Origin of the sequence: Pseudomonas sp. 9.1(2019) (genome assembly GCF_009910445.1) — a bacterium.
Lineage (GTDB): Bacteria > Pseudomonadota > Gammaproteobacteria > Pseudomonadales > Pseudomonadaceae > Aquipseudomonas > Aquipseudomonas paraversuta.
Genome location: NZ_VBWF01000011.1, coordinates 19,900 through 39,697, shown reverse-complemented (window position 1 = coordinate 39,697; position 19,798 = coordinate 19,900). Strand labels below are relative to the sequence as shown.

General features: G+C 58.5%; 17 protein-coding genes. 7 read left to right on the top strand and 10 right to left on the bottom strand.

The window, feature by feature from the left end; all coding sequences use genetic code 11:
* Positions 1-36 precede the first annotated feature (36 nt).
* Entirely contained in the window at positions 37-1,764 is a 1,728-nt protein-coding gene (locus FEZ21_RS19085) for an autotransporter assembly complex family protein (protein ID WP_003441426.1), read from the top strand.
* Positions 1,761-5,435 carry a translocation/assembly module TamB domain-containing protein gene (locus FEZ21_RS19080; RefSeq protein WP_160628217.1) on the top strand — a complete coding sequence of 1,225 codons (3,675 nt, stop codon included), beginning with the start codon at positions 1,761-1,763 and terminating at the stop codon, positions 5,433-5,435. Before FEZ21_RS19085 ends, FEZ21_RS19080 begins: the two co-directional genes overlap by 4 nt.
* A gap of 92 nt (positions 5,436-5,527) precedes the next feature.
* Here the strand turns inward: FEZ21_RS19080 and FEZ21_RS19075 are convergent, their stop codons facing one another.
* Complete coding sequence (locus tag FEZ21_RS19075; RefSeq protein WP_160628215.1) at positions 5,528-6,523, bottom strand: aldo/keto reductase; 996 nt, start codon at positions 6,521-6,523, stop codon at positions 5,528-5,530.
* Between the two features lie 108 nt (positions 6,524-6,631).
* Here FEZ21_RS19075 and FEZ21_RS19070 point away from each other — a divergent pair, with 108 nt between their 5' ends.
* On the top strand, positions 6,632-7,537 hold the full coding sequence (locus FEZ21_RS19070) for a LysR family transcriptional regulator (RefSeq protein WP_160628213.1): 906 nt from the start codon (positions 6,632-6,634) through the stop codon (positions 7,535-7,537).
* A gap of 33 nt (positions 7,538-7,570) precedes the next feature.
* On the opposite strand, the gene FEZ21_RS22775 is transcribed toward FEZ21_RS19070, so the two are convergent.
* The gene (locus FEZ21_RS22775) at positions 7,571-7,705 is read right to left on the bottom strand and encodes a hypothetical protein (RefSeq protein ID WP_003441457.1); all 135 of its coding nucleotides are present in this window, start codon (positions 7,703-7,705) and stop codon (positions 7,571-7,573) included.
* Between the two features lie 148 nt (positions 7,706-7,853).
* Between FEZ21_RS22775 and FEZ21_RS19065 the strand changes: the two genes are divergently transcribed.
* Positions 7,854-8,042 carry a hypothetical protein gene (locus FEZ21_RS19065; RefSeq protein WP_003441459.1) on the top strand — a complete coding sequence of 63 codons (189 nt, stop codon included), beginning with the start codon at positions 7,854-7,856 and terminating at the stop codon, positions 8,040-8,042.
* Here FEZ21_RS19065 and FEZ21_RS19060 read toward each other — a convergent pair.
* Together FEZ21_RS19060 and FEZ21_RS19055 are read right to left on the bottom strand one after the other, a co-directional pair.
* Positions 8,039-8,422, bottom strand: coding sequence for a hypothetical protein (locus FEZ21_RS19060; protein WP_003441463.1), 384 nt, complete (start codon positions 8,420-8,422; stop codon positions 8,039-8,041). The genes FEZ21_RS19065 and FEZ21_RS19060 overlap by 4 nt on opposite strands.
* 369 nt (positions 8,423-8,791) lie before the next feature.
* Positions 8,792-9,781, bottom strand: coding sequence for a FecR family protein (locus FEZ21_RS19055; protein ID WP_160628211.1), 990 nt, complete (start codon positions 9,779-9,781; stop codon positions 8,792-8,794).
* A 164-nt stretch (positions 9,782-9,945) separates the two neighbouring features.
* Between FEZ21_RS19055 and FEZ21_RS19050 the strand changes: the two genes are divergently transcribed.
* Positions 9,946-10,227, top strand: coding sequence for a PepSY domain-containing protein (locus FEZ21_RS19050; RefSeq protein ID WP_003441471.1), 282 nt, complete (start codon positions 9,946-9,948; stop codon positions 10,225-10,227).
* Positions 10,228-10,596: 369 nt separating this feature from the next.
* Here the strand turns inward: FEZ21_RS19050 and FEZ21_RS19045 are convergent, their stop codons facing one another.
* Together FEZ21_RS19045 and FEZ21_RS19040 are read right to left on the bottom strand one after the other, a co-directional pair.
* Complete coding sequence (locus FEZ21_RS19045) at positions 10,597-10,851, bottom strand: DUF2790 domain-containing protein (RefSeq protein ID WP_003441477.1); 255 nt, start codon at positions 10,849-10,851, stop codon at positions 10,597-10,599.
* 285 nt (positions 10,852-11,136) lie between these two features.
* Positions 11,137-11,391 (bottom strand): DUF2790 domain-containing protein, encoded by a 255-nt coding sequence (locus FEZ21_RS19040; protein WP_010655813.1) that lies wholly within the window; start codon positions 11,389-11,391, stop codon positions 11,137-11,139.
* A gap of 296 nt (positions 11,392-11,687) precedes the next feature.
* On the opposite strand from FEZ21_RS19040, the gene zapE reads away from it, so the two are divergent.
* The gene (gene zapE / locus FEZ21_RS19035; protein ID WP_160628209.1) at positions 11,688-12,812 is read left to right on the top strand and encodes a cell division protein ZapE; all 1,125 of its coding nucleotides are present in this window, start codon (positions 11,688-11,690) and stop codon (positions 12,810-12,812) included.
* Positions 12,813-12,907: 95 nt separating this feature from the next.
* Here the strand turns inward: zapE and dkgB are convergent, their stop codons facing one another.
* The 4 genes from dkgB to FEZ21_RS19015 all read right to left on the bottom strand — a co-directional run bounded on the left by dkgB (position 12,908) and on the right by FEZ21_RS19015 (position 18,453).
* Positions 12,908-13,711: a 2,5-didehydrogluconate reductase DkgB gene (gene dkgB, locus FEZ21_RS19030; protein ID WP_010655811.1), complete on the bottom strand. Its 804-nt coding sequence runs from the start codon at positions 13,709-13,711 to the stop codon at positions 12,908-12,910.
* Between the two features lie 175 nt (positions 13,712-13,886).
* Entirely contained in the window at positions 13,887-15,305 is a 1,419-nt protein-coding gene (locus FEZ21_RS19025) for an efflux transporter outer membrane subunit (RefSeq protein WP_160628208.1), read from the bottom strand.
* A gap of 4 nt (positions 15,306-15,309) precedes the next feature.
* Positions 15,310-17,280 carry a MacB family efflux pump subunit gene (locus tag FEZ21_RS19020; RefSeq protein WP_160628206.1) on the bottom strand — a complete coding sequence of 657 codons (1,971 nt, stop codon included), beginning with the start codon at positions 17,278-17,280 and terminating at the stop codon, positions 15,310-15,312.
* Positions 17,281-18,453 carry an efflux RND transporter periplasmic adaptor subunit gene (locus FEZ21_RS19015; protein WP_003441497.1) on the bottom strand — a complete coding sequence of 391 codons (1,173 nt, stop codon included), beginning with the start codon at positions 18,451-18,453 and terminating at the stop codon, positions 17,281-17,283. It lies immediately after the preceding gene.
* A gap of 312 nt (positions 18,454-18,765) precedes the next feature.
* Between FEZ21_RS19015 and FEZ21_RS19010 the strand changes: the two genes are divergently transcribed.
* The gene (locus tag FEZ21_RS19010; protein WP_010655807.1) at positions 18,766-19,245 is read left to right on the top strand and encodes a sigma-70 family RNA polymerase sigma factor; all 480 of its coding nucleotides are present in this window, start codon (positions 18,766-18,768) and stop codon (positions 19,243-19,245) included.
* Positions 19,246-19,798: the final 553 nt, after the last annotated feature.

Genomic DNA, 19,798 nt, shown 5'->3' with positions numbered 1-19,798 from the left:
CTATGCGCACTCCTGCCCGTGATAGCATCCGCGCCTATGAAGTTTCCAGGAAGATTTACCAGTGGTCTTGTCCTGCTGATCAGCAGCTTCGCGGCATTTGCCCAAAGCGAGTTGGTGGTCAAGGTCAAGCCGGCAAACAATGCCCTCAAGGCCAATGTGGAAGGCTATATCGGCAGCCTCGGCGATCGCGACGAGGCGGCTTTGTTGCGCTTCAAGCGTGGCGCCCAGGAGCAAGCCCTGAAAGCCTCCCAGGCCCTGGGTTACTACCAACCCACCATTGATGTCGAGGTCAAACCCGGTGATCCGCCGCGTCTGGAGTTGAGTATCGATCCCGGTGAGCCGGTGCATCTGCGCAACGTCAACGTGCGTGTCGAGGGCCCGGCTGCCTCGCTCAAGGCCTTTCAAATCCCCGCCAGTGATGATCTCAAACCCGGCGCGGTGCTCAATCAGGGCAACTACGAACAAGCCAAACGGATGATTCTGAACCGTGCCCTGCGCTACGGTTTTTTCAACGGTAAATTCATCAAGCACGAACTGCTGGTCGATCCTAAAGGCGGGTTTGCCGATATCAATCTGGTCTACGAAAGCGGGCCGCGCTATGTGCTCGGCAAAGTCAGCTTTGCCGGTGATGCGCCCTTTGATCAAACCCTGCTGCAACGCATGGTGCCCTTTAAACCCGACACCCCTTATGACTCGGAGCTGATCGCCGAGCTCAACCAAAACCTGCAAAGCAGCGGCTATTTTGAGATTGTGCGCGTCGATGCTGCACCGAGTACCGCTGTGGGGCAGGTGATTCCGGTCGACGTGGATCTGCAAACGCGCAAACCGCGCACCATGACCCTGGGTCTTGGTTATTCGACCGACACCGGCCCCCGGGGCAAAGCCAGCTGGACCCGGCACTGGGACAACCCGCGGGGCGACAGCTATGGCTTTGAGTCCGAGATTTCCCAGCCCAAGCAAAACGTCGGCGCCTGGTATGACATTCCGCTGGACCCGCCCCTGACGGACAAGCTGCGCCTGGCTGCGGGCTATCAGTACGAAGAAATTGCCAATACCGATACCTTGAGCAAGCTGCTGACGGTGGGGCCCGAGTGGCACAGCAAGCTGGATAACGGCTGGACGCGGATTGTTTCGCTCAAGTGGCAGCGCGAAGAATACCGTCTGGGCGATGACTCGGGTCTGAGTACCCTACTGATGCCGGGGGTGAGTTATTCGGTCCTGCGCAGTGATAACCGCATCGACCCGAGCCACGGTTACAGCATCAACACCGATGTGCAGGTGGCCAAAGAAGGCCTGATGTCGGATACCAACCTGCTGCACGGCGATATCAAGTTCAAGGCCCTGACCACCCTGTGGGACAAGCACCGCTTTTTGGGCCGTGTCCAGTTCGGTGGTAGCGCCACCAACGGCTACAAGTCGATTCCGCCGTCCTTGCGGTTCTTTGCCGGTGGCGATCAAAGCGTGCGTGGCTATGACTACCAGAGCCTGTCGCCAAAAAACTCGGACGGTGATCGCATCGGCGGGCGCTACATGCTGGCAGGGAGCCTCGAATATCAGTATCAGTTCGCTGAAAAATGGCGCTGGGCGGCCTTTGTCGATCAGGGCAATGCGTTCAACACCCTGGACTTCCCGAGCTTGAAAACCGGTGTTGGTGTCGGTATTCGCTGGATTTCGCCGGTAGGCCCTATACGTCTCGATCTGGCCCATGCGCTGGATGACGATGGCGGGGTTCGTTTGCACTTTTCGATGGGGCCTGAGCTGTGATTCGTGGTTTGAAAATAGTTGGCCTTGTGCTGTTGGCGTTGGTGCTGCTGGTGGTTGTCGGGCTGGGGGTGGTTCTCGGCACCCAGGCGGGCAGCCGCTGGGTGTTGGGGCAAGTGCCCGGTTTGCAGGTGGAAAACTTTGCCGGGCGCCTGGGCGGCCAGTGGAGTGCCGATTACTTATTGTGGGAGCAAGGCAGCAGCCGTGTCGAAGTCAATCGGCCGATTTTTGCCTGGTCGCCGGGCTGCCTGACCCGCATGACGCTGTGTATCGACCAGTTGCAGGCCGACCGGGTCAGCCTGCAATTTCCGCCGGGTGACGACAGCAGCAGCGGCCCGGTCAGCTTGCCTGATCTCAAATTGCCGCTGGCGATCGAAGTCGGGGACGTGAAAGTCGGCAATGTACTGTTCAACGGTATCGAGCAGCTCAAGGGCATGCAGATGGCGGCGCAATGGACCGCCAAGGGACTGCGGATCGACTCGGTGCATGTCGAACGTGAAGACCTGAATGTAGAGATGTCCGGGCTGTTGCAGCCCAATGGCGACTGGCCGCTTGCCCTGCAAGGCAACATCAGCCTGCCTGCGCCGGATGGCAAACTATTGGCACTGGCGCTGAAGGTCGATGGCAATGTGCGCACCACGCTGAACCTGACAGCGGATACCAGCGGTTATCTCAATGCTCATATCGCGGGCGAGCTTCAACCCTTGGCCGACAACCTGCCGGCGCAGTTGAAGATCACATCGGAGCAGTTCAACCCCGGCTTCGACCTGCCGGACACCTTGCAAGTCGAACAGCTGGTGCTCAGCGCCAAAGGTGATTTGAAGGACGGTTACGAGCTGAACGGCAGCGCCACCTTGCCGGCTGAAAATACGCCGGTAAATCTGCTGCTCAAAGGGCGAGTGGATGCCAGGGGCGCACAGATCGCGGCACTGCAACTGACCTCCGGCCCCCAGCAACACTTGAAGCTCTCGGGGCAGGTGGACTGGCATCAGGGATTGAGCGCCGAGGCCAAGATCGACTGGCTGGAATTCCCCTGGCATAACCTTTACCCGGTCATCGCCAAACCTGATGTGGATCTTCGTACCTTTAGCGGCGAAGTCTCCTACCGCGACGGCAATTACCTGGGCAACTTCAAGGCCGACCTCGACGGGCCTGCAGGCAAGTTCAGCCTCAGCAGCCCGTTCAGTGGCGATCTGGGCAAAATCTTCCTGCCGGAGCTCAAGCTGGTTGCCGGGCAGGGCAAAGCCGAGGGCCACGTGAATGTCCAGTTTGCCGACGGGGTTGCCTGGGACACCGCGCTGGACTTGAGCGCCATCAACCCCGCGTACTGGGTTGCCGAATTGCCTGGCACGCTGGCGGGGCCCTTGCGTAGCGCCGGCGAGTTCAAGAACGAGCGCCTCAAGCTGGATGCCAATCTTGACCTCAAAGGCCGTCTGCGTGGCTTGCCCGCCATGCTTCAGGCCAAAGCCGCGGGTGAAGGCGAGGCCTGGACCGTCAGTGCGCTGGACATTCGTCTGGGGGATAACCGGATTAACGGCACCGCCAGTTTGCAGCAACAGATCAAGGCACAACTGGACCTCAATTTGCCGCGCCTGGGTCAGCTATGGCCTGAACTGCGCGGGCAACTTAAAGGGCAGGTCGACGTTGCCGGTACGCTCAAGGCGCCGCAAGGCAAGGTTGTGTTGAATGGCCAGCAATTGGCTTTTGCTGACAACCACCTGCAAAACCTGACCCTGAACGCCAGCCTCGATGGCAATCAGCGAGGCCGGATCGACCTCAAAGGCAGCGGAATTCAGGCCGGTGATACTCAGTTCGGTGTACTGACCGCTAACGGCAGCGGCGATATCAAGCGTCAACAGCTGAAACTGGCTTTGCAAGGGCCAACTCTGCAGCTGGGTATGGCACTGGACGGTGGCCTGGACAAAGACAACTGGCGTGGACGACTGGTCAGTGGTGACATCAAGGCTGGGGGCCAGGATTGGCAGCTGCAAAAACCGGCGCGTCTTGAGCGTCTGGCCGATGGCCGGGTCAACCTGGGGGCGCAATGCTGGATCTCCGGTCCTGCCAGCCTGTGCAGTGAAGATCAGCGTCTGGTGCCGGACCCGCAACTGCGGTTGCACCTCAAGCAGTTCCCCCTCGACAGTCTGGCGCAGTGGTTGCCCAAGGATTTCCAGTGGCAGGGTCAGCTCAACGCAGACCTGTTGCTGGACTTGCCTGCCAGCGGGCCGAAGGGCCAGGTTGTGGTGGATGCCAGCGGTGGCACTTTGCGTATCAAAGATAAGGGCCAGTGGCTGAACTTCCCGTATCAGACGTTCAAATTGACCAGCAACCTGACCCCTGACCGGGTCGACACGCGGTTCGATTTTGACGGTGGCAAGCTGGGGCAATTGATGCTCAGCGCACGGATCAATCCATTGCCGAAAAACAAGCCGATTACCGGTGAGTTCCGCCTGAGCGGGCTGGATGTTTCGGTCGTTCGTCCCTTTGTACCCATGGTTGAAAAGCTCACGGGGCAGTTGAATGGCTCGGGCACGATCGCGGGCGGTTTGCTGGCGCCGCACATCAACGGCAATGTGGCCCTGACCGGTGGTGAGGTGTCGGGCCCGCAACTGCCGACCAACTTCGAGAACCTGCAACTGACGGCCAATATCAACGGCGAAACCGCGCAGCTCAATGGTGGCTGGACCAGCGGCAAGCAGGGGCAGGGCAGCATCAGCGGCGATGTGGCCTGGGGCAAGGCCACGGCGGTCAATGTATTGATCAAGGGCAATCATCTTCCGGTCACGGTTGAGCCATACGCCAAGCTAGAGGTTGCGCCGGACCTGAAAATTTCGCTTAACGCCAATAACACCCTGATGATTGCGGGCACGGTAAACGTACCCAAAGGTGAAATCGTGGTTCGCGAATTGCCGCCTTCGACGGTCAAGATTTCGGATGACACTGTGATTGTCGGGCAACAGGTGTCGGATGAGGCGCCCCCCATGGTGGTCGACATGGACATCAACGTGGTGGTTGGGCAAGAGCTGCTGACGTTTTCGGGCTTTGGCCTGAATGCCGATCTGGCGGGCCAGGTGCATATTGGCAACAACATGGACACCCGGGGTGAGTTGCGTCTGAACAATGGTCGCTACCGTGCTTATGGCCAGAGGCTGACCATTCGCCGGGCGCGTCTGCTGTTTGCAGGCCCTATCGATCAGCCGTATCTGGACATTGAAGCGGTTCGCCAGACCGACGACGTCATCGCCGGGATTCGCTTGACGGGCAGCGCGGAGCAGCCCACCACGCAAATCTTCTCGGAGCCGGCCATGAGTCAGGAGCAGGCCTTGTCGTACCTGGTTCTGGGGCGTCCGCTGACAGGCACTGGCGAAGATGACAACTTGCTCGCTCAGGCAGCTTTGGGCTTAGGGCTGATGGGCAGTTCGGGAATTACCACGGATCTGGCCAATCATTTGGGGATCAAGGATTTTGAGCTCGATACCGAAGGCAGTGGCAATGACACCGCAGTGGTGGCCAGTGGCAAGATCAACGAACGATTGAGCGTGCGCTACGGGGTTGGTGTATTTGAACCCGCCAGCACCATTGCCTTGCGCTACAAGCTCAGCAAACGGGTGTATGTGGAGGTTGCCAGCGGCGTCGCCAGTTCGCTGGATATCTTCTACAAACGGGATTTCTGAGGCTCTGGCTTGTTTGTGGGAGCTGGCAAGCCAGCTCCTGCAGCGTTTTCAAGGGGCGCCAGGTGCGGGTTATGTCCTGAGGAGTCGAGGACTCAGCGATTGAGCTGCTTCATCGACTCTTCTGCATACCGCTGTCCCGCCACGGCGCTGGCCGGGAAGATCGCTTCAAGTGCCGCCAGTTCGCTGGGGCTCAGTTTGACTTCCAGTGCAGCGACGTTCTGTTCCAGGTATTTGCGCTGTTTGGTACCCGGAATCGGGATCAGGTAATCACCCTGGGCCAGTACCCAGGCCAGGGCCAATTGCCCGGCAGTCACGCCCTTGGCTGCGGCCAGGGCTTGCACTTGCTCGACCAGCCGCAGGTTTTTGGCAAAGTTGTCTCCCTGGAAACGCGGGCTGAGACGACGGTAATCGTCGGCAGCAAAGTCGTCCGGGGACTTCAGGGCTCCGGTCAAAAATCCCCGGCCCAACGGGCTGTAGGGCACAAATGCAATGCCCAGACGCTGACATGCCGCCAGGCAACCGTTGTCCTCGGGGTCACGGCTCCACAGTGAATACTCACTCTGCAGGGCACTGATCGGATGCACTTTGTGGGCGCGCTCCAGGGTCGCGACCGAGGCTTCACTCAGGCCCAGATAGCGGACCTTGCCGGCCTTTACCAGATCAGCCATGGCACCGATGGTTTCCTCAATCGCAACACTCGGGTCCATGCGGTGCTGGTAGTAAAGATCCAGGGTTTCGACGCCCAGACGCTTGAGGCTGCCTTCAATGGACTGGCGTATGTACTCGGGGCGTCCATTCACACCTCGGGCCGCAGGGTTGGCCGGGTCTCGCACAATCCCGAATTTGCTGGCCAGAAAAACCTGGTCGCGTTTGCCGCGAATCGCCTGGCCGATCAGTTCTTCGTTGGTGTGCGGGCCGTACATGTCGGCGCTGTCGAGCAGGTTGATCCCCAGTTCCAGCGCGCGGTGCAAGGTGGCCACGGCTTCGCGGGTGTCGCTGCCGGTGGTGTAGAAATCGGTCATTCCCATGCAGCCCAGGCCAATAGCGCTGACCTGCGGCCCGTCTTTACCAAGCTGGCGAGTATGCATGCGGGGTGCTCCTGAGTAGTGGAGGGACTATTGTTAACCCCGACACTGGCAAGATAAACCGGGTAAAAGCATTATGACTGTTCGTAAAATCTAAACAGTGGAAAGACCATGGACCGATTCAACGCCATGCTGGTCTTCACCCGGATCGTCGAGCTGGGTGGCTTTGCCAGGGCCGCAGACAGCCTGCAAATGCCCCGCGCCTCGGTCACGGTGCTGATCAAGCAACTGGAAGCGCATTTGGGGGTGCAGTTGTTACATCGCACCACCCGTCAGGTCAGTCCCACCCTGGATGGCGCGGCCTACTACCAGCGCTGCGTCAGTTTGCTGTCCGATCTGGAAGAAGCCGAAGGGCTATTCAACAGCAGCCAGCCAAAAGGCAAGTTGCGGGTCGATATGCCAGCGGCCGTGGGGCGTCTGGTGGTGTTCCCGGCGTTGCCTGAGTTCACCCGCAGCTACCCGTTGATCGAGCTGGAAATCGGCCTCAGCGATCGTCCGGTAGACCTGATTCGTGAGGGTGTGGATTGCGTGATCCGCGGCGGGCTGACGATGGATGACTCGCTGGTGGCGCGCCCGCTGGTGATGATGGATCAGGTAACCTGCGCCAGCCCCGACTATCTGCAAGCCCGCGGTGTACCGCAAACCCTCGAGGATTTGAGCGGGCACCAGATGGTGGAGTATTTCTCCAGTGTGTCGGGCAAGCGCTACGGGCTGGAGTTTCAGGACGGTGAGCAGGTGCGCATGATCGACCTGCCCAGGAAAATTTCGGTTAACAGTGCAGAAGGGTATCTGGCAGCGTGCACGGCGGGATACGGTCTGGTACAGGCGCCGCATTATCACGTGGCTCAACTGGTGCGAGAAGGGCGTTTGCAAGAGGTACTGAGCGACTGTTTACCGCCGCGTCTGGCGTTGACGGCGTTGTACCCGTCACATCGCCAGCTGTCTTCACGGGTGCGGGTGTTTGTCGACTGGCTGGTGGATTTGTGTGCGCGGCCCGGTAGCGGCTTTCGACACTGACCCGAGCCTGCGGGGCAGGCTCGGGGTCAAGCATTAGCGGTGGTAATAACCAGGGCCGCCATCGTAGTAACGGTGATCGTGATGCCATCCGTGACCTGGGAAAAACACACAACCGCTCATGGCCAGGATGAGCAACAGCGGAACCAGCCGGGTGATTCGACGCAACATGGGTAAATCCTCAAGGTTATCGCCAGGGAGCTAAAAAGCGTCCCCGGCTGTAAGATGAGACCACGGTTGTTTCAAATCATCTCCGCAAACCCGGCATATTTGTTAAATTTCCGGCTTACATTTTTAGCCTTACTTTCAGGAACAGGTAATGACCTCTTCACAGCGCTTGAAATACTCGATTCTGATTTCACTGGTGGTTCTGGGGATCATGTTCGGCCTTTCGTACATGCAGAACGCCGGCATGATTTCCGAGAAAATGTTCCAGTACATTGCCATCGGCGTGGCAGTGGTGGTGGTAGTGATCAACGGCGTGATGCGCCGCAAGACCAAGATCTAAGCCTCGATTTTGCCAGTCAATACGGCTTCAGCCTGTGGATGCAGGCTGTAGCTTTTGTCCTGGTTCAGTACCACCACACCCTCGCTGCACAGACGCTTGAGCACCTCTCGTACACTCAGAAACGACAGTGGAATATCCAGTGCCAGCAAGTGACTGTGCATGCCGCGCACCCCCAGCCGGCGATCACTTCCGGCTGTTGTCAGCAACGCATCGATGACCTTGAGCCGTACCAGGCTGGTACGCAGCCCGAAGCATTTAAGTAAGTGGCGGATCCGTTCATTGCCTTGCAACGGCGCAAGCGCTTCCAGCAACCGGGGGTCAGGCTGGAATGTGGATTCGCGATGCTGTTGGCCGTCCGTTGGCATTTGCTGGTCTCGCATGCAAAAAACTCCTTTTCAGAGCCTGATCAGGAAAATAAAAAATGCTCTCGGTTAATTAGACGAATGAGCGGTGTAAATCATGAACAGCGGAATGTAGAAAATTTGTCGTGAAATCGTCGCATTCACCCAAGGGCCCTTTACGGGCGGGTGTTTTAACCGATTATTAATTTTTTTTAATGTGCTTCGTTTTCTGTACTGGCACCTGCCGGACTGCAAAGTTCAACAGACAGCCCTGCCGAGGGACGCCCTTGAATGTGAGTTTGCAGGGGGCAGGGTGGATCCGGTTAGCGGGTGTGAATACGGGGCGCGCTGACGCCGGTCTTGCAGGCGCGGGCTTGCCAGGGATGGGGGTATTTGATTGCCCCGGGGTTAGCCGCGGGGCAAAGAGCTGATCAGCGGTTTGCCGTCCTGGCCCAGGCTCAGGTACACCGGCAACACCTTGGGCAGGGAATTCACCAACTGATTGATGTCCCGGGTATTGAAGACGCCACCAATGCGCAATTTTCCGGCGGCGTTGTCGGCCAGCACCAGAGGTGTGCCGAGATAGCGATTGATCAGGGGCAAGGCGTCGGCCAGCGGCAGGTTGTCCAGCACCAGCTTGCCGTCGCGCCATGCAAGCTCCGGTGCGTTGGTGTAAGTCTGGCTGATCTGCGGTGCGTAGTCGCCGGCTTTATAGCGTGCCTGCATCCCCGGTTCGAGGCGCAAGCCGTCACTCTTCAGATTCTTGTTGCTGGTCACCAGCACCGAGCCCTCCACCAGTGTCACCCGCACCTGGTCTTCATACATCCACACATTGAACTGGGTGCCGGTGACCCGGATCCGTCCTTCGGCCGCCTGCACCACGAAGGGGTGCGTGGCATCGTGGCTTACCTTGAAAAAGGCTTCACCATTTTTCAGGGAAACCCGGCGCTGGTCCTTGTAGTTGCTGAAGGTCAGTTGCGTACCGAGATTAAGTTCTGCCTGGCTGCCATCGGCCAGGGTCACGGTTTTTACGCTATTACCTGCTTCAAGGCGCTGATAGGAGCTGGGCACCCAGCCCAGTTGCCAGCCGCCATAAGCGGCCAGTGGAACCGCGATCAGGGGGATTGCGGCAGCAATGCTCAGGCGTTGCCAGGTACTGCGACGCTGTTTTTCAGGGCCCGCAGTGATTTGCGCCGGGCGGGGCAAGTGCTCGCTGATATCCCAGATATCGAGCATGGCTTCGTACTCGATGGCGTGGAGAGGGTCTGCGTGCAACCACACAGCGAATGCTTCACGCTCCTGGTTTGTGCAATCGGGCTCGTGCAAACGCATGCACCACTGAGCAGCAGCTTCGGTGATGGCATCGTATTGGGCTGGTGCGTGGCGCGTATCGCTCATTGGTTCTCCTTGAGGCCGAGCATTCTAACCCTGTGCCGGAGTTAACGAGAACCTGAGCCAGATCAAAAGCATGCCATTTAGGTCCATGGGCTGTTTTATATCTGCTACGGTTGTTCCAGTCACATTGAGTACCAGACGCAACATCAATTAATGGAGTTAAGACAATGTTGAAGAAAACCTTTGCTGCTGCGATCACTGCCGCTGTCCTGTTGAGCTCCGGCGCTGCGATGGCTGCTACTCCGGGTCCGAACTGGGCCTTCTCCGAAGAAGCAGTTCAAGTGCTTCAGGGCAAAAATGGTTACACCGTGATCAAGAAAATCGAGCTGCAAGACCCGGCTGCAGGCATCTGGAAAGCTGAAGGCCTGAAGAAAATTGACGGCGTGGAAGTCGAGGTCGAAACCACTTTTGACCATAGCGGCAAAGTGATTTCCGAGAAAAAAGACTGATTCTGACGTCTTTCACGAACCGCTGGCCAAGCGCTTCGAGCCCGACCCTGCCAGTGCAGGGTCGGGCTTTGTTTGAGGTGCGGTTTTGCCGTGCCAGCCATTACTCCCGGGTTATCTCCCGCAAGTCGCAGGCAAACTTGCCACTGACAAAGTCGCATTCTTCGCTGCTCACCAGACCCATGCCGCTACGTTGCGACATTCGCCTCGATCCCAGGTCATGCGCGGCCTTTGGCGCACCCATCAGCGGGCGTTTCAGGGGCTCGAAGCAGAAGCTGTCCAGGGCCTCGCTCATCAAATTCTGACCCTGCCAGGGCGATGACAACCAGAACCCCCGATTGTTATCGACCTCGTCCTGCAGTCGCGCCTGTATTAACCGTTACTGCAGCCGTTACCCATTGCGCGGTACTCGAGAATATGACGCTGACCCTGATGGTCTTCGTAGGTCATTTGCGCCGGAACGACTTCGCAGACGTCATCCAGAGGCGACACACTGATAACTTTCGCAATATCGAGGTTGGTGGCATAGGTGTAATGTTCTACAGCCGGTTGTTGCGCGACTTGAAGTTCATCAGCGCCCGCCAGTGTTGAAAAACCAATCAGTGCAAGAACAATCAAACTTTTCATTGTTGAGACCTTAAAACAATCACGTATCACTGACTTCAATTGCCGTGTCGGCGGGAGAAGTTATTACGCCGTCAGACGTGCGACGTAATACGAAGTACCGTGCCCTGTTTCAATGTTGTGCTGAGGGATGAACATAGAATACGCGTCTGCCGTATTGATTAAAGTCAAACCTTTGCCATGCAGTCTTTCCGGATCAGTAATAATCGGGTGTTTTGCCCGCCCAATAAAAAGCCCCCTCGAAAGAGGGGGCCCGGGGGTTGCGTCCGTGCGTGCAACTGCCTGTGACTAGCGGTTGCTGCAACCGTCGCCCATCACCTGGTATTCAAGGGTGTGACGCTGACCATGGGAGTCTTCATAGATCATTTGCGCCGGAACAACCTCGCATACATCGGGGATGCTGGACAGACTGATCACTTTCGCAATGTCCAGTTTCGACCCGTAGCTGTAGTGCTCGACCGACGTGGTTGGCAGCGTTGAACTTCCACTTGCAACGGCCAAGCTGGCAAAGCCGGCAAGGAATAACGCAATTAAAGTTTTCATGGGAGTGGCCTCTAAAGTTATCAAACTGACTCACTTCATTTGCCATGCAGGCGGAAAGAAGTTACGGCGCGAGTTAAAGAATCGATAAGCGTCGTACGAAGTGTCCTGTTGTTTCAATTACAGTTCATTACACCCATTAAATGATACGCCGATCCATCAAAGTAAAAAGGCCTGATGGCAAAATGCTCTGTTACCGCTCGGGTAACAATGTGGTGGTGCCCTGGACAATTTCAAGTGCCGAAAGACATGGCCTTGCTGGCATACTGGCGGATCTGATTCCGGAGCCCGTCATCGCAATGAATGTTGAGTCCCCCCTCAGTGCCTGGCAACAGGCCGTCGAGCAGCAAGGTTTTGTCCATGATCCGGCCCAATGGCAGGCGGTACAGGTGCTGCAACGTTGCCACGAGGCTCTGCAGCAAGGCTCCCGGGAGGTCAGGGGCGTGTATCTGTGGGGGCCGGTGGGCAGGGGGAAAACCTGGTTGATGGATCAGTTTTACCAGAGCCTGCAAGTCCCGGCGCGGCGCCAGCATTTCCATCACTTTATGCAATGGGTGCATCAGCGGCTGTTTCAACTGACCGGTACCACCGACCCGCTTAACGTTCTGGCCAAGGAGTTGGGCAAAGAGCTCAAGGTTCTGTGTTTTGACGAGCTGTTCGTCAATGACATCGGTGACGCCATAATTCTCGGGCGTTTGTTTCAGGTGATGTTTGATGAGGGGGTGGTACTGGTCTGTACCTCCAATCAACCGCCGGAGCAGCTGTATAGCCAGGGGCACAACAAAGAACGCTTTGCCCCTGCGATTAGCGCCATTCTCAAGCATATGGACATCGTCTCGGTCGACGGCACCGAGGATCATCGCTTGCATCCCGGCATTGCCAAACAACGCTATTGGGTGACCGGTCCGGGGCAGCCGAGTGTCATGCCGCCAGTGTTTGCAGAACTGACCCGGGGGCAGGCTGCCTTTGACCTGCCGATTAGCGTCGGACATCGCTCTGTGCGGGTGGTGCAAGCCAGCGACACTGTGCTGTGGTGCAACTTTCATGAGCTGTGCGAGCAGCCGTTGGCCGCCGGTGAGTTCATGGATATCTGTGACCGCTTCAAAGTGATACTGCTCAGTGATGTGCCTTGCCTGAGTGCCGAGCAACGGGAGGGCAAGATTGCCCGGGGTACCGAAGATGGCCCGGTAAAGGTCGAGGCCGGAGATCGCGAATTGCCGCAGCTGTCCAGATTCGACGACAGCGTACGACGTTTCATCGCACTGGTAGACGAGTGCTACGACCGCAAAGTACCGGTGTGCATTGAGGCGCAAGTGCCAATGAATCAGCTGTACACCCAAGGTTATCTGGAGTTTGCCTTTCGCCGCACCCTGAGCCGGCTGCAGGAGATGCAGCTACAGAGGTTCGGGACGAATCAGAAATAACGACTGCAGGGGCGAGCTTGCCTCGCGATGGTTTCAGCCGGATCGCCTGCGGGGATCATGAAGCAAGCTCGTTCCTGCCTGTCACAGTGCAGCGGTCAATCCCACTTCGGCGCAACGCTTTGCGGGTTGGTCAGGCGATGGCCGCGATCCAGCGCTGCAATCTGCGCCATGTCTTCTTCGCTCAGGGTCAGGGTGCGAGCCTTGAAATTGCTCTCAAGATTGGCACGCTTGGTGGATGACGGAATCACCGAGTAGCCCAGTTGCATGGCCCACGCCAGGGTCACCTGGGCGCTGGTCGCCCCATGGCGATCGGCAATGGCCTTGATCACCGGATCTTTCAGCACCTCGCCGTAGGCCAGGGTCATGTAAGACGTGATATGGATGCCTTTGCTCTGTGCGAACTCAACCAGTTTGCGGTTCTGCAAATACGGATGCAGTTCGATCTGGTTGGTGGCGATGTTTTCGGCACCGACGGCGGCAATGGCGTCTTTCAGCAGGTCGATAGTGAAGTTGGAAACCCCGATTTCTTTGGTCAGGCCCAGTTTTTTGGCTTCAAGCAGCGCGCCCATGAACTCTGCGACCGGGACTTCATTGTTCGGCGAAGGCCAGTGAATCAGGGTCAGGTCCAGGTGGTCGGTGCGCAGCTTTTTCAAACTGTCCTTGAGGCTGGCAATCAGTTTGTCGTGGGCGAAGTTGCTGACCCATATCTTGCTGGTAATGAACAGTTGATCGCGGGGTACGCCGCTCTCGGCGATGGCCTGGCCGACCTCGGCTTCGTTCTCATAGATTTGGGCGGTGTCGATGGCCCGATAGCCCAACTCAAGAGCATTTTTGACTGAATCAATCACCACTTGGCCTTTAAGGCGGAAAGTGCCGACGCCGAATGCTGGAACTGTCATGGATAACTCCTTGGGGGTCGTAAGAATCAGGCTGAGTATCCTCGCCTTTCCCAGCCGGAAAAACCGCAAGTCGGGCAAAGCACATTTAACCGCAGGGCATGAATCACTGATTGCCCCCGTCATTCAGAGTTCCATCCAGTGGCTTACCGTAACTCTTGCAGGAGCGAGCTCGCTCCTACAGGGGAGGTACATCAGGAGGAGACTGAACCTGCCAGCCGCCGCCCAATGCCTTGTACAGCGCGATGCTGGCCTGTAACCGGGCCACGCGCAATTGAACGTTCCGGTCCTGTGCCTGATACAGCGTGCGCTGGGTCTCCAGGACCGTCAGCAACATCTCGACCCCGGCTTTATAGCGTTGTTCGGCAATATCGAATGCCTGCTGCGCCTGTTTCAGTTCTTCGTCTTGCCATTGCCGTTGTCGGTCCAGGCCGCTGGCGCTGTTGAGGGCTTTTTCGACGTCGGCGAAGGCGTTGATGATGCTCCCCCTATAGATTTGCAGCAGCTCTTGCTGGTGCGCCGTGGCTTTGTCGCGCTCGGCGCTGAGGCGGCCGTTATTGAAGATCGGGGCTGCCAGCCCGGCGGCGAGGCTGTAGAGCGGACTGCGCAGGAGCTCGCTGAAACGGTCTGAGCCCGATCCCAGGCTCGCGCTGAGGGTCAGGCCGGGCAGCATGGCTGCACGGGCCACTGTGATGTCGGCCGCTGCTGCGGCGAGCCTGGCTTCGGCACTGGCGATGTCGGGGCGCCGGGTCAGCAGTGCGCTGGGCAAGCCGCTGCCAATCGATGGCCATTGCAACTGGCCAAAGGCAGTGTTGCCCAGAACAAGGCTTTGCACCGGTTGCCCAAGCAGCACGGCCAGGGTAATTCGCGCCTCTTGGGCCTGTTGCTCAACCAGTGGCAATTGCCGCTGCTGGCCGGCCACCAGGCTCTTTTGCTGGGCCAGTTCCACGGCCGTGGCCGAGCCGGCGTCATAGCGGGTTTGCACGACCTGCATGACGTTCTGCGCATTGGCCAGGTTGAGCCTGGCAATGCGCAGTTGTTCGTTGAAGGCCAGGGTTTGCACATAACTGTTGGCCACGCTGCTGAGCAAGGTCAGCTCGACCGTGGCCTGATCAAACTCACTGGCCTTGAGTGCCTGCACGGCGCTGTCCCGTGCTGCGGATTTGCCGCCCCAAAAGTCCACTTCATAACTGGCGCTCAGCTTGGCATCAAAATAGTCCACGGCCTGCTTGTCATCGTTGCCATCAAGCTGGTTATAGCCCTTGCCGTGCAAGAGCTTCTGGCGATTGGCGCTGGCGCCGAATGACACTTCGGGCAGTAGCGGGGCCCCCGCGATCACGGCACTGGCCCGGGCCTGCTGCACGCGTGCGACGGCGGCTGCAAGGTCGTAGCTGCCAGCCCGGGCCTGGGCAATCAGACGGTCCAGTTCGGGGCTGGAAAAATGCGTCCACCACTGCTGATTGCCCGCTGAACTGCTCAGCGTATGGGCGCCTTGCCAGTTGGCAGGGGGGATCGGCGCAGGCTCGTTGTGGAGGCGGGTCTGGTTGCACGCACTCAGCAGCAGGCATGCGGTCAGCAGGCTCAAGGGCAGCTTCATCGAATCATTCACTGGTAAGGGCCGTGACCGGGTCGAGCCGGGCAGCCTTGCGGGCCGGCATGAAGCCGAAGATAACGCCTGTCACCAGTGCACAAGCAAAGGCACCGAGGACCGCAAACGGTGAGAACGCCACAGCTACATCGCACATCAGCAGTATCCCGCCGACCATGAAAGCCAGGGTTATACCTGCCAGGCCACCGACCACCGAGAGCATCAGGGCCTCGGTCAGGAACTGGCGCAGAATGTCGCGTTGACGGGCGCCGGTGGCCATGCGGATACCAATTTCGCGGGTTCGCTCACGGACGGTCATCAGCATGATATTCATCACCCCGATACCGCCAACCAGCAGTGAGATGGCGGCAATCGAACCCAGCATCAGCGACAGCGTATTACGGGTTCTGGCTTCGGCCTGGATCATCGCTGCATTGTTGGTGATCTCGAAATCCCGCGTGCCGTGGTGCAGTTTGAGCATCAGTTGCTCGATGGCGGTTTCAGTCTGTTTGACCTTGCTCGCATCGGTGGCAGCGATCACCACGTATTCCGGATTGTGCGTGCCGAACAGGCGCACGCTGGCAGCGGAGTAGGGCACCACGATGCGCGTGTCACTGTCGGAGTCGCCAGAGCTGGCGCCTTTTTCAGCCAGCACGCCAACCACGCGGAACGGTACGTTTTCCAGCAGGATGTACTGGCCAATGGGGTCGGGCACGTCCTTGAGGACCTTGTCACGGACCTTCTTGCCGATCACTGCGACCGCGGCGGCGGCGTCTTCATCCGCCTGGGTGAAGAAGCTGCCTTGCACCACCGGCCAGCTGAAAATCGCAGAAAAGGCGACGCCATTGCCGCCGGTATACATCGTGTGATCAAGGTTGCCATGACGCACGCCGATTTCGGCACCGTTGACGGGCATGATCATGTGCACTTGAGGCAAGGTTGAAAGCGCCGCTACATCGTTGAGGGTGACGATGCCGGGGGGCGCACGGGGCCTGGGCGACATGCCGCTGAGGTAGATGATGTTGGAGCCGAACGCGCCCATTTGTGCCATGACCTGACGTTTGCTGCCTTCGCCAACGGCCAGCATAACCACCACCGACGCCACGCCGATGACGATACCCAACAGCGTCAGGGCGGTGCGAAAGCGGTTGATCCACATCACCCGCCAGGCGGCCTGTACCGCGTCCACCAATTCGCCTTTCCAGGCCCCGCGGGCTTCACTGCCTTCATTCAGGCGTTTACGCAAATCGACGGCCTGCAAGGCGGCGGGATTCTCGGTGTGCCCACAGGGTTGAGCGTTGGCGCTGTCGCTGACCACCTCGCCGTCGCGCACTTCGATGATGCGGTTGGCCCGGGCTGCGACTTCGCGGTCGTGGGTAATCAGGATCACCACGTGACCCTGGCTGGCCAGCTCATCCAGCAGCGTCATGACTTCGGCGCCGCTGTGACTGTCCAGAGCGCCGGTGGGCTCGTCGGCGAGGATGATGTGTCCGCCGTTCATCAGGGCCCGGGCAATCGATACCCGCTGTTGCTGGCCGCCAGAGAGTTGGTGCGGGCGATTGCCAGTGCGTTCGGCCAGCCCCAGACGATCGAGCAGGGCGGCGGCGCGGGCGTGGCGTTCGGCGGCGGGCATGCCGGCATAGATGGCCGGCATTTCGACGTTTTCCTGGGCCGAAGCCGAGGGGATCAGGTGGTAACCCTGAAACACAAAGCCGAAGGCTTCACGGCGCAACCAGGCCAGTTCGTCACTGTCCAGACAGGCCACGTCTTCACCGGCGAACAAATAGCGGCCGCAGGTCGGGCGGTCGAGGCAGCCGAGAATGTTCATCAGGGTCGATTTGCCTGAGCCAGAGGCCCCGACAATCGCGACAAACTCTCCGGCATGGATCGCCAGGCTGATCCCTTTGAGTACCTGAACCTCGGGCGTGCCGTCACCCCCGTAGACCTTGCGGATCTCTTGCAGCTCGATCAAGGGAGTGGACATCTAGCCTCCGTTGCCGGTGGCCGGGCCGATGAGCAGGCGATCGCCTTCATTCAGGCCATCGAGAATTTCCACCCGCAAGCGGTCACTAATCCCAGTGCGGATCTCGCGCAATTGCAACTTGCCGTTTTTGGCCACGATACGGGCGGTTTGTCGGTCGCCTTCAGTGCTGGCCTGTAACGCAATGATGGGGGCCAGCAATACGTCTTGGGCCTGGCCGGAGACGAAAAATACCTGGGTGGTCATTTCGGGCATCAGCACTTGATCGGTGTTGTCGACATCGAGCAATACGGTGTACAGCACCACCCGGGCACTTCCGCTTTTGCCTGCGCTGGCCGGGCTGCCGCCCCCCTGGCTGGCTTCATTAAGCGGTTTGGGCGGTACGGGCAAAATCTGCCGCACTCTGCTGTTCCAACGTCTGTTGCCACCACTCAGGGTGGTGAAATATGCGGGCATGCCCGGTTTGACGTAGCCGATATCCGCTTCCGAGACTTCAGCCCAGACGGTCATGGGTGAGAGTTTGGCTATGCGCAGAATCAAGGGTGTCTGCTGTTGGGCATTCAGGGTCTGGCCTTCGCGCGCATCCAGCGCTACCACGGTGCCGGAGATGGGGGCGTAGATACGGGTGTAGCCAAGTTCTGCCTGGTCACTGCGCAAACTGGCCCGGGCCTGACGGATTTGCGCCTGGAACATCTCGGTTCGGGCCCGGGTAGTACGCACTTCTGCGTCTGCACTTTGTACGTCTTCTTCTCGGGTGGCACCGCCTTTGGCGAGGTGCAGCTGGCGCTGATATTTCTGTTTGGCCAGATCGTGCAAGGCGCGTTGTTCTTGCAACTGGGCCTGCAGATTTTCAATCGCAAAGCGACTGGCCTCGAGTTTGGCACTTTGTGTCGCGGGGTCGATTTCGACCAGCAACTGGCCCTCTTTGACTTCAGCACCGACTTCGACATGGATTTTGTTGATTTGCCCGGAGGCCTGCGCACCCACATCGACATATTGCCGGGGCTGCAGGGTGCCCAGGGCGGTCACGCTGCTTTCAATGTCGCCGCGGGTAACAGGCACGGTGTCATAGGCTTCGCCACCCAGGGGCAGAAATGACCACGCAGCCAGGGCGCCAGCCAGCAAGCAACACAGGGCGATGAGAAGTGCGCGGCGGGTCTGTCCAGGGCGTTTCATGCAGGGTTCCGGCCAATGGGAATCGGTCCGTGATCAGGTTTTTGCAGCTGTTAAGGGCAAAAGCCAACAGCCTCGGCGAACCGACAGACACGGGGAGCTGTTGAGTAGACGAAGGTGTGGGGCGCGGATTTAACTGTTTGTTTTTACAGGTGTTACTTAATGTTTCTGCGCGATTCAAAGGCATACATCTTAAATCTAGATGAGAATTGCTATAAATTGCATCTTCAGAAGTGCCATCATCGCGCCGCTATCGATTCGGACTGTTTCTGCGCTCATGGAATGTTGCCGCTGACGTTGCGGCCAGGAGTCATGTTGGAAAACTACTATCGTGAACTGGTCACGTTTTTGAGTGCCCGACTGGGCAATGCTCAGGCGGCCGAAGATGTCGCGCATGATGCTTACGTACGAGTGCTTGAGCGCACCAGTGATGCACCCATTGAGCAGCCCCGTGCATTTTTGTATCGCACGGCACTCAACCTGGTGATCGATGGTCATCGGCGCAACGCCTTGCGCCAGGTTGAGCCGCTGGAGGTACTGGACTCTGAGGAGCGTTTTTTCAGCCCTTCGCCGCAGGTGTTGATGGACCGCAATCAGCGTCTGGACCTGCTCCAGCGGGCGCTGGCCGAGCTGCCTGCGGCGTGCCGCGACTGCTTTTTGCTGCGCAAGCTTGAAGGCTTGTCGCATCCTGAAATTGCCGAGCGCCTCGGTGTGTCGCGAAGCATGGTGGAGAAACATATTGTCAATGCAATGAAGCATTGCCGGGTTCGTCTCAGGCAATGGGAAAGCCCCTGAATTTCGGCCCTTTATGCGCGCCGCAATACCGCCTCATATGACATTCTCCGGATGAAACTGAACCCTGCCTGAAGATCCATCTGATTCATAAAACGGCAGCCTTCCTGCGGTTTACTCTCTAAAACGCCGGGCGTAAGCTGCCGGCGTTTTCATTAATAGCGCAGGTTTTCAGTGGGTAGCAGCTCGAGTCACAGTAGTCGGCCGGTTATGAACACCGGCATATTCTCGGCAAGCTAGCGCGCAGATTCCCCTGCCGTTGTCTTGCTGACTAGCGAGAAACGGCACCTTTATCGGGTCATCCACGACCCGTCCCCGGAAGCCCTCTCATCGATACTGAAACGTGTGTGATCAATGCCCTTGGCGGCATGGTCGCGACACGCTGCGCGCGTGTGCCTTTTGGTACTCGCGCGCGCTCTTGCCGTGCCTGCTGCCTGGCTTCGTAGACCGTCAGGGGAATCGTTATGGGCAACTTTTTTATCCCGGTGCGCCGGCGCCAACATCGGCCCAGGTTGCCGGGCTGTGTTCGATTGTTTGATTAAGCGCGAGCATCCGG

Excerpts from the sequence above, each read along its gene's own strand:
- FEZ21_RS19085 (WP_003441426.1), top strand. The coding sequence starts at position 37 with ATGAAGTTTCCAGGAAGATTTACCAGTGGTCTTGTCCTGCTGATCAGC.
- FEZ21_RS19075 (WP_160628215.1), bottom strand. The coding sequence starts at position 6,523 with ATGCATACTCGCCAGCTTGGTAAAGACGGGCCGCAGGTCAGCGCTATT.
- FEZ21_RS19070 (WP_160628213.1), top strand. The coding sequence starts at position 6,632 with ATGGACCGATTCAACGCCATGCTGGTCTTCACCCGGATCGTCGAGCTG.
- FEZ21_RS22775 (WP_003441457.1), bottom strand. The coding sequence starts at position 7,705 with ATGTTGCGTCGAATCACCCGGCTGGTTCCGCTGTTGCTCATCCTGGCC.
- FEZ21_RS19065 (WP_003441459.1), top strand. The coding sequence starts at position 7,854 with ATGACCTCTTCACAGCGCTTGAAATACTCGATTCTGATTTCACTGGTG.
- FEZ21_RS19060 (WP_003441463.1), bottom strand. The coding sequence starts at position 8,422 with ATGCGAGACCAGCAAATGCCAACGGACGGCCAACAGCATCGCGAATCC.
- FEZ21_RS19055 (WP_160628211.1), bottom strand. The coding sequence starts at position 9,781 with ATGAGCGATACGCGCCACGCACCAGCCCAATACGATGCCATCACCGAA.
- FEZ21_RS19050 (WP_003441471.1), top strand. The coding sequence starts at position 9,946 with ATGTTGAAGAAAACCTTTGCTGCTGCGATCACTGCCGCTGTCCTGTTG.
- FEZ21_RS19045 (WP_003441477.1), bottom strand. The coding sequence starts at position 10,851 with ATGAAAAGTTTGATTGTTCTTGCACTGATTGGTTTTTCAACACTGGCG.
- FEZ21_RS19040 (WP_010655813.1), bottom strand. The coding sequence starts at position 11,391 with ATGAAAACTTTAATTGCGTTATTCCTTGCCGGCTTTGCCAGCTTGGCC.
- zapE (WP_160628209.1), top strand. The coding sequence starts at position 11,688 with ATGAATGTTGAGTCCCCCCTCAGTGCCTGGCAACAGGCCGTCGAGCAG.
- dkgB (WP_010655811.1), bottom strand. The coding sequence starts at position 13,711 with ATGACAGTTCCAGCATTCGGCGTCGGCACTTTCCGCCTTAAAGGCCAA.
- FEZ21_RS19025 (WP_160628208.1), bottom strand. The coding sequence starts at position 15,305 with ATGAAGCTGCCCTTGAGCCTGCTGACCGCATGCCTGCTGCTGAGTGCG.
- FEZ21_RS19020 (WP_160628206.1), bottom strand. The coding sequence starts at position 17,280 with ATGTCCACTCCCTTGATCGAGCTGCAAGAGATCCGCAAGGTCTACGGG.
- FEZ21_RS19015 (WP_003441497.1), bottom strand. The coding sequence starts at position 18,453 with ATGAAACGCCCTGGACAGACCCGCCGCGCACTTCTCATCGCCCTGTGT.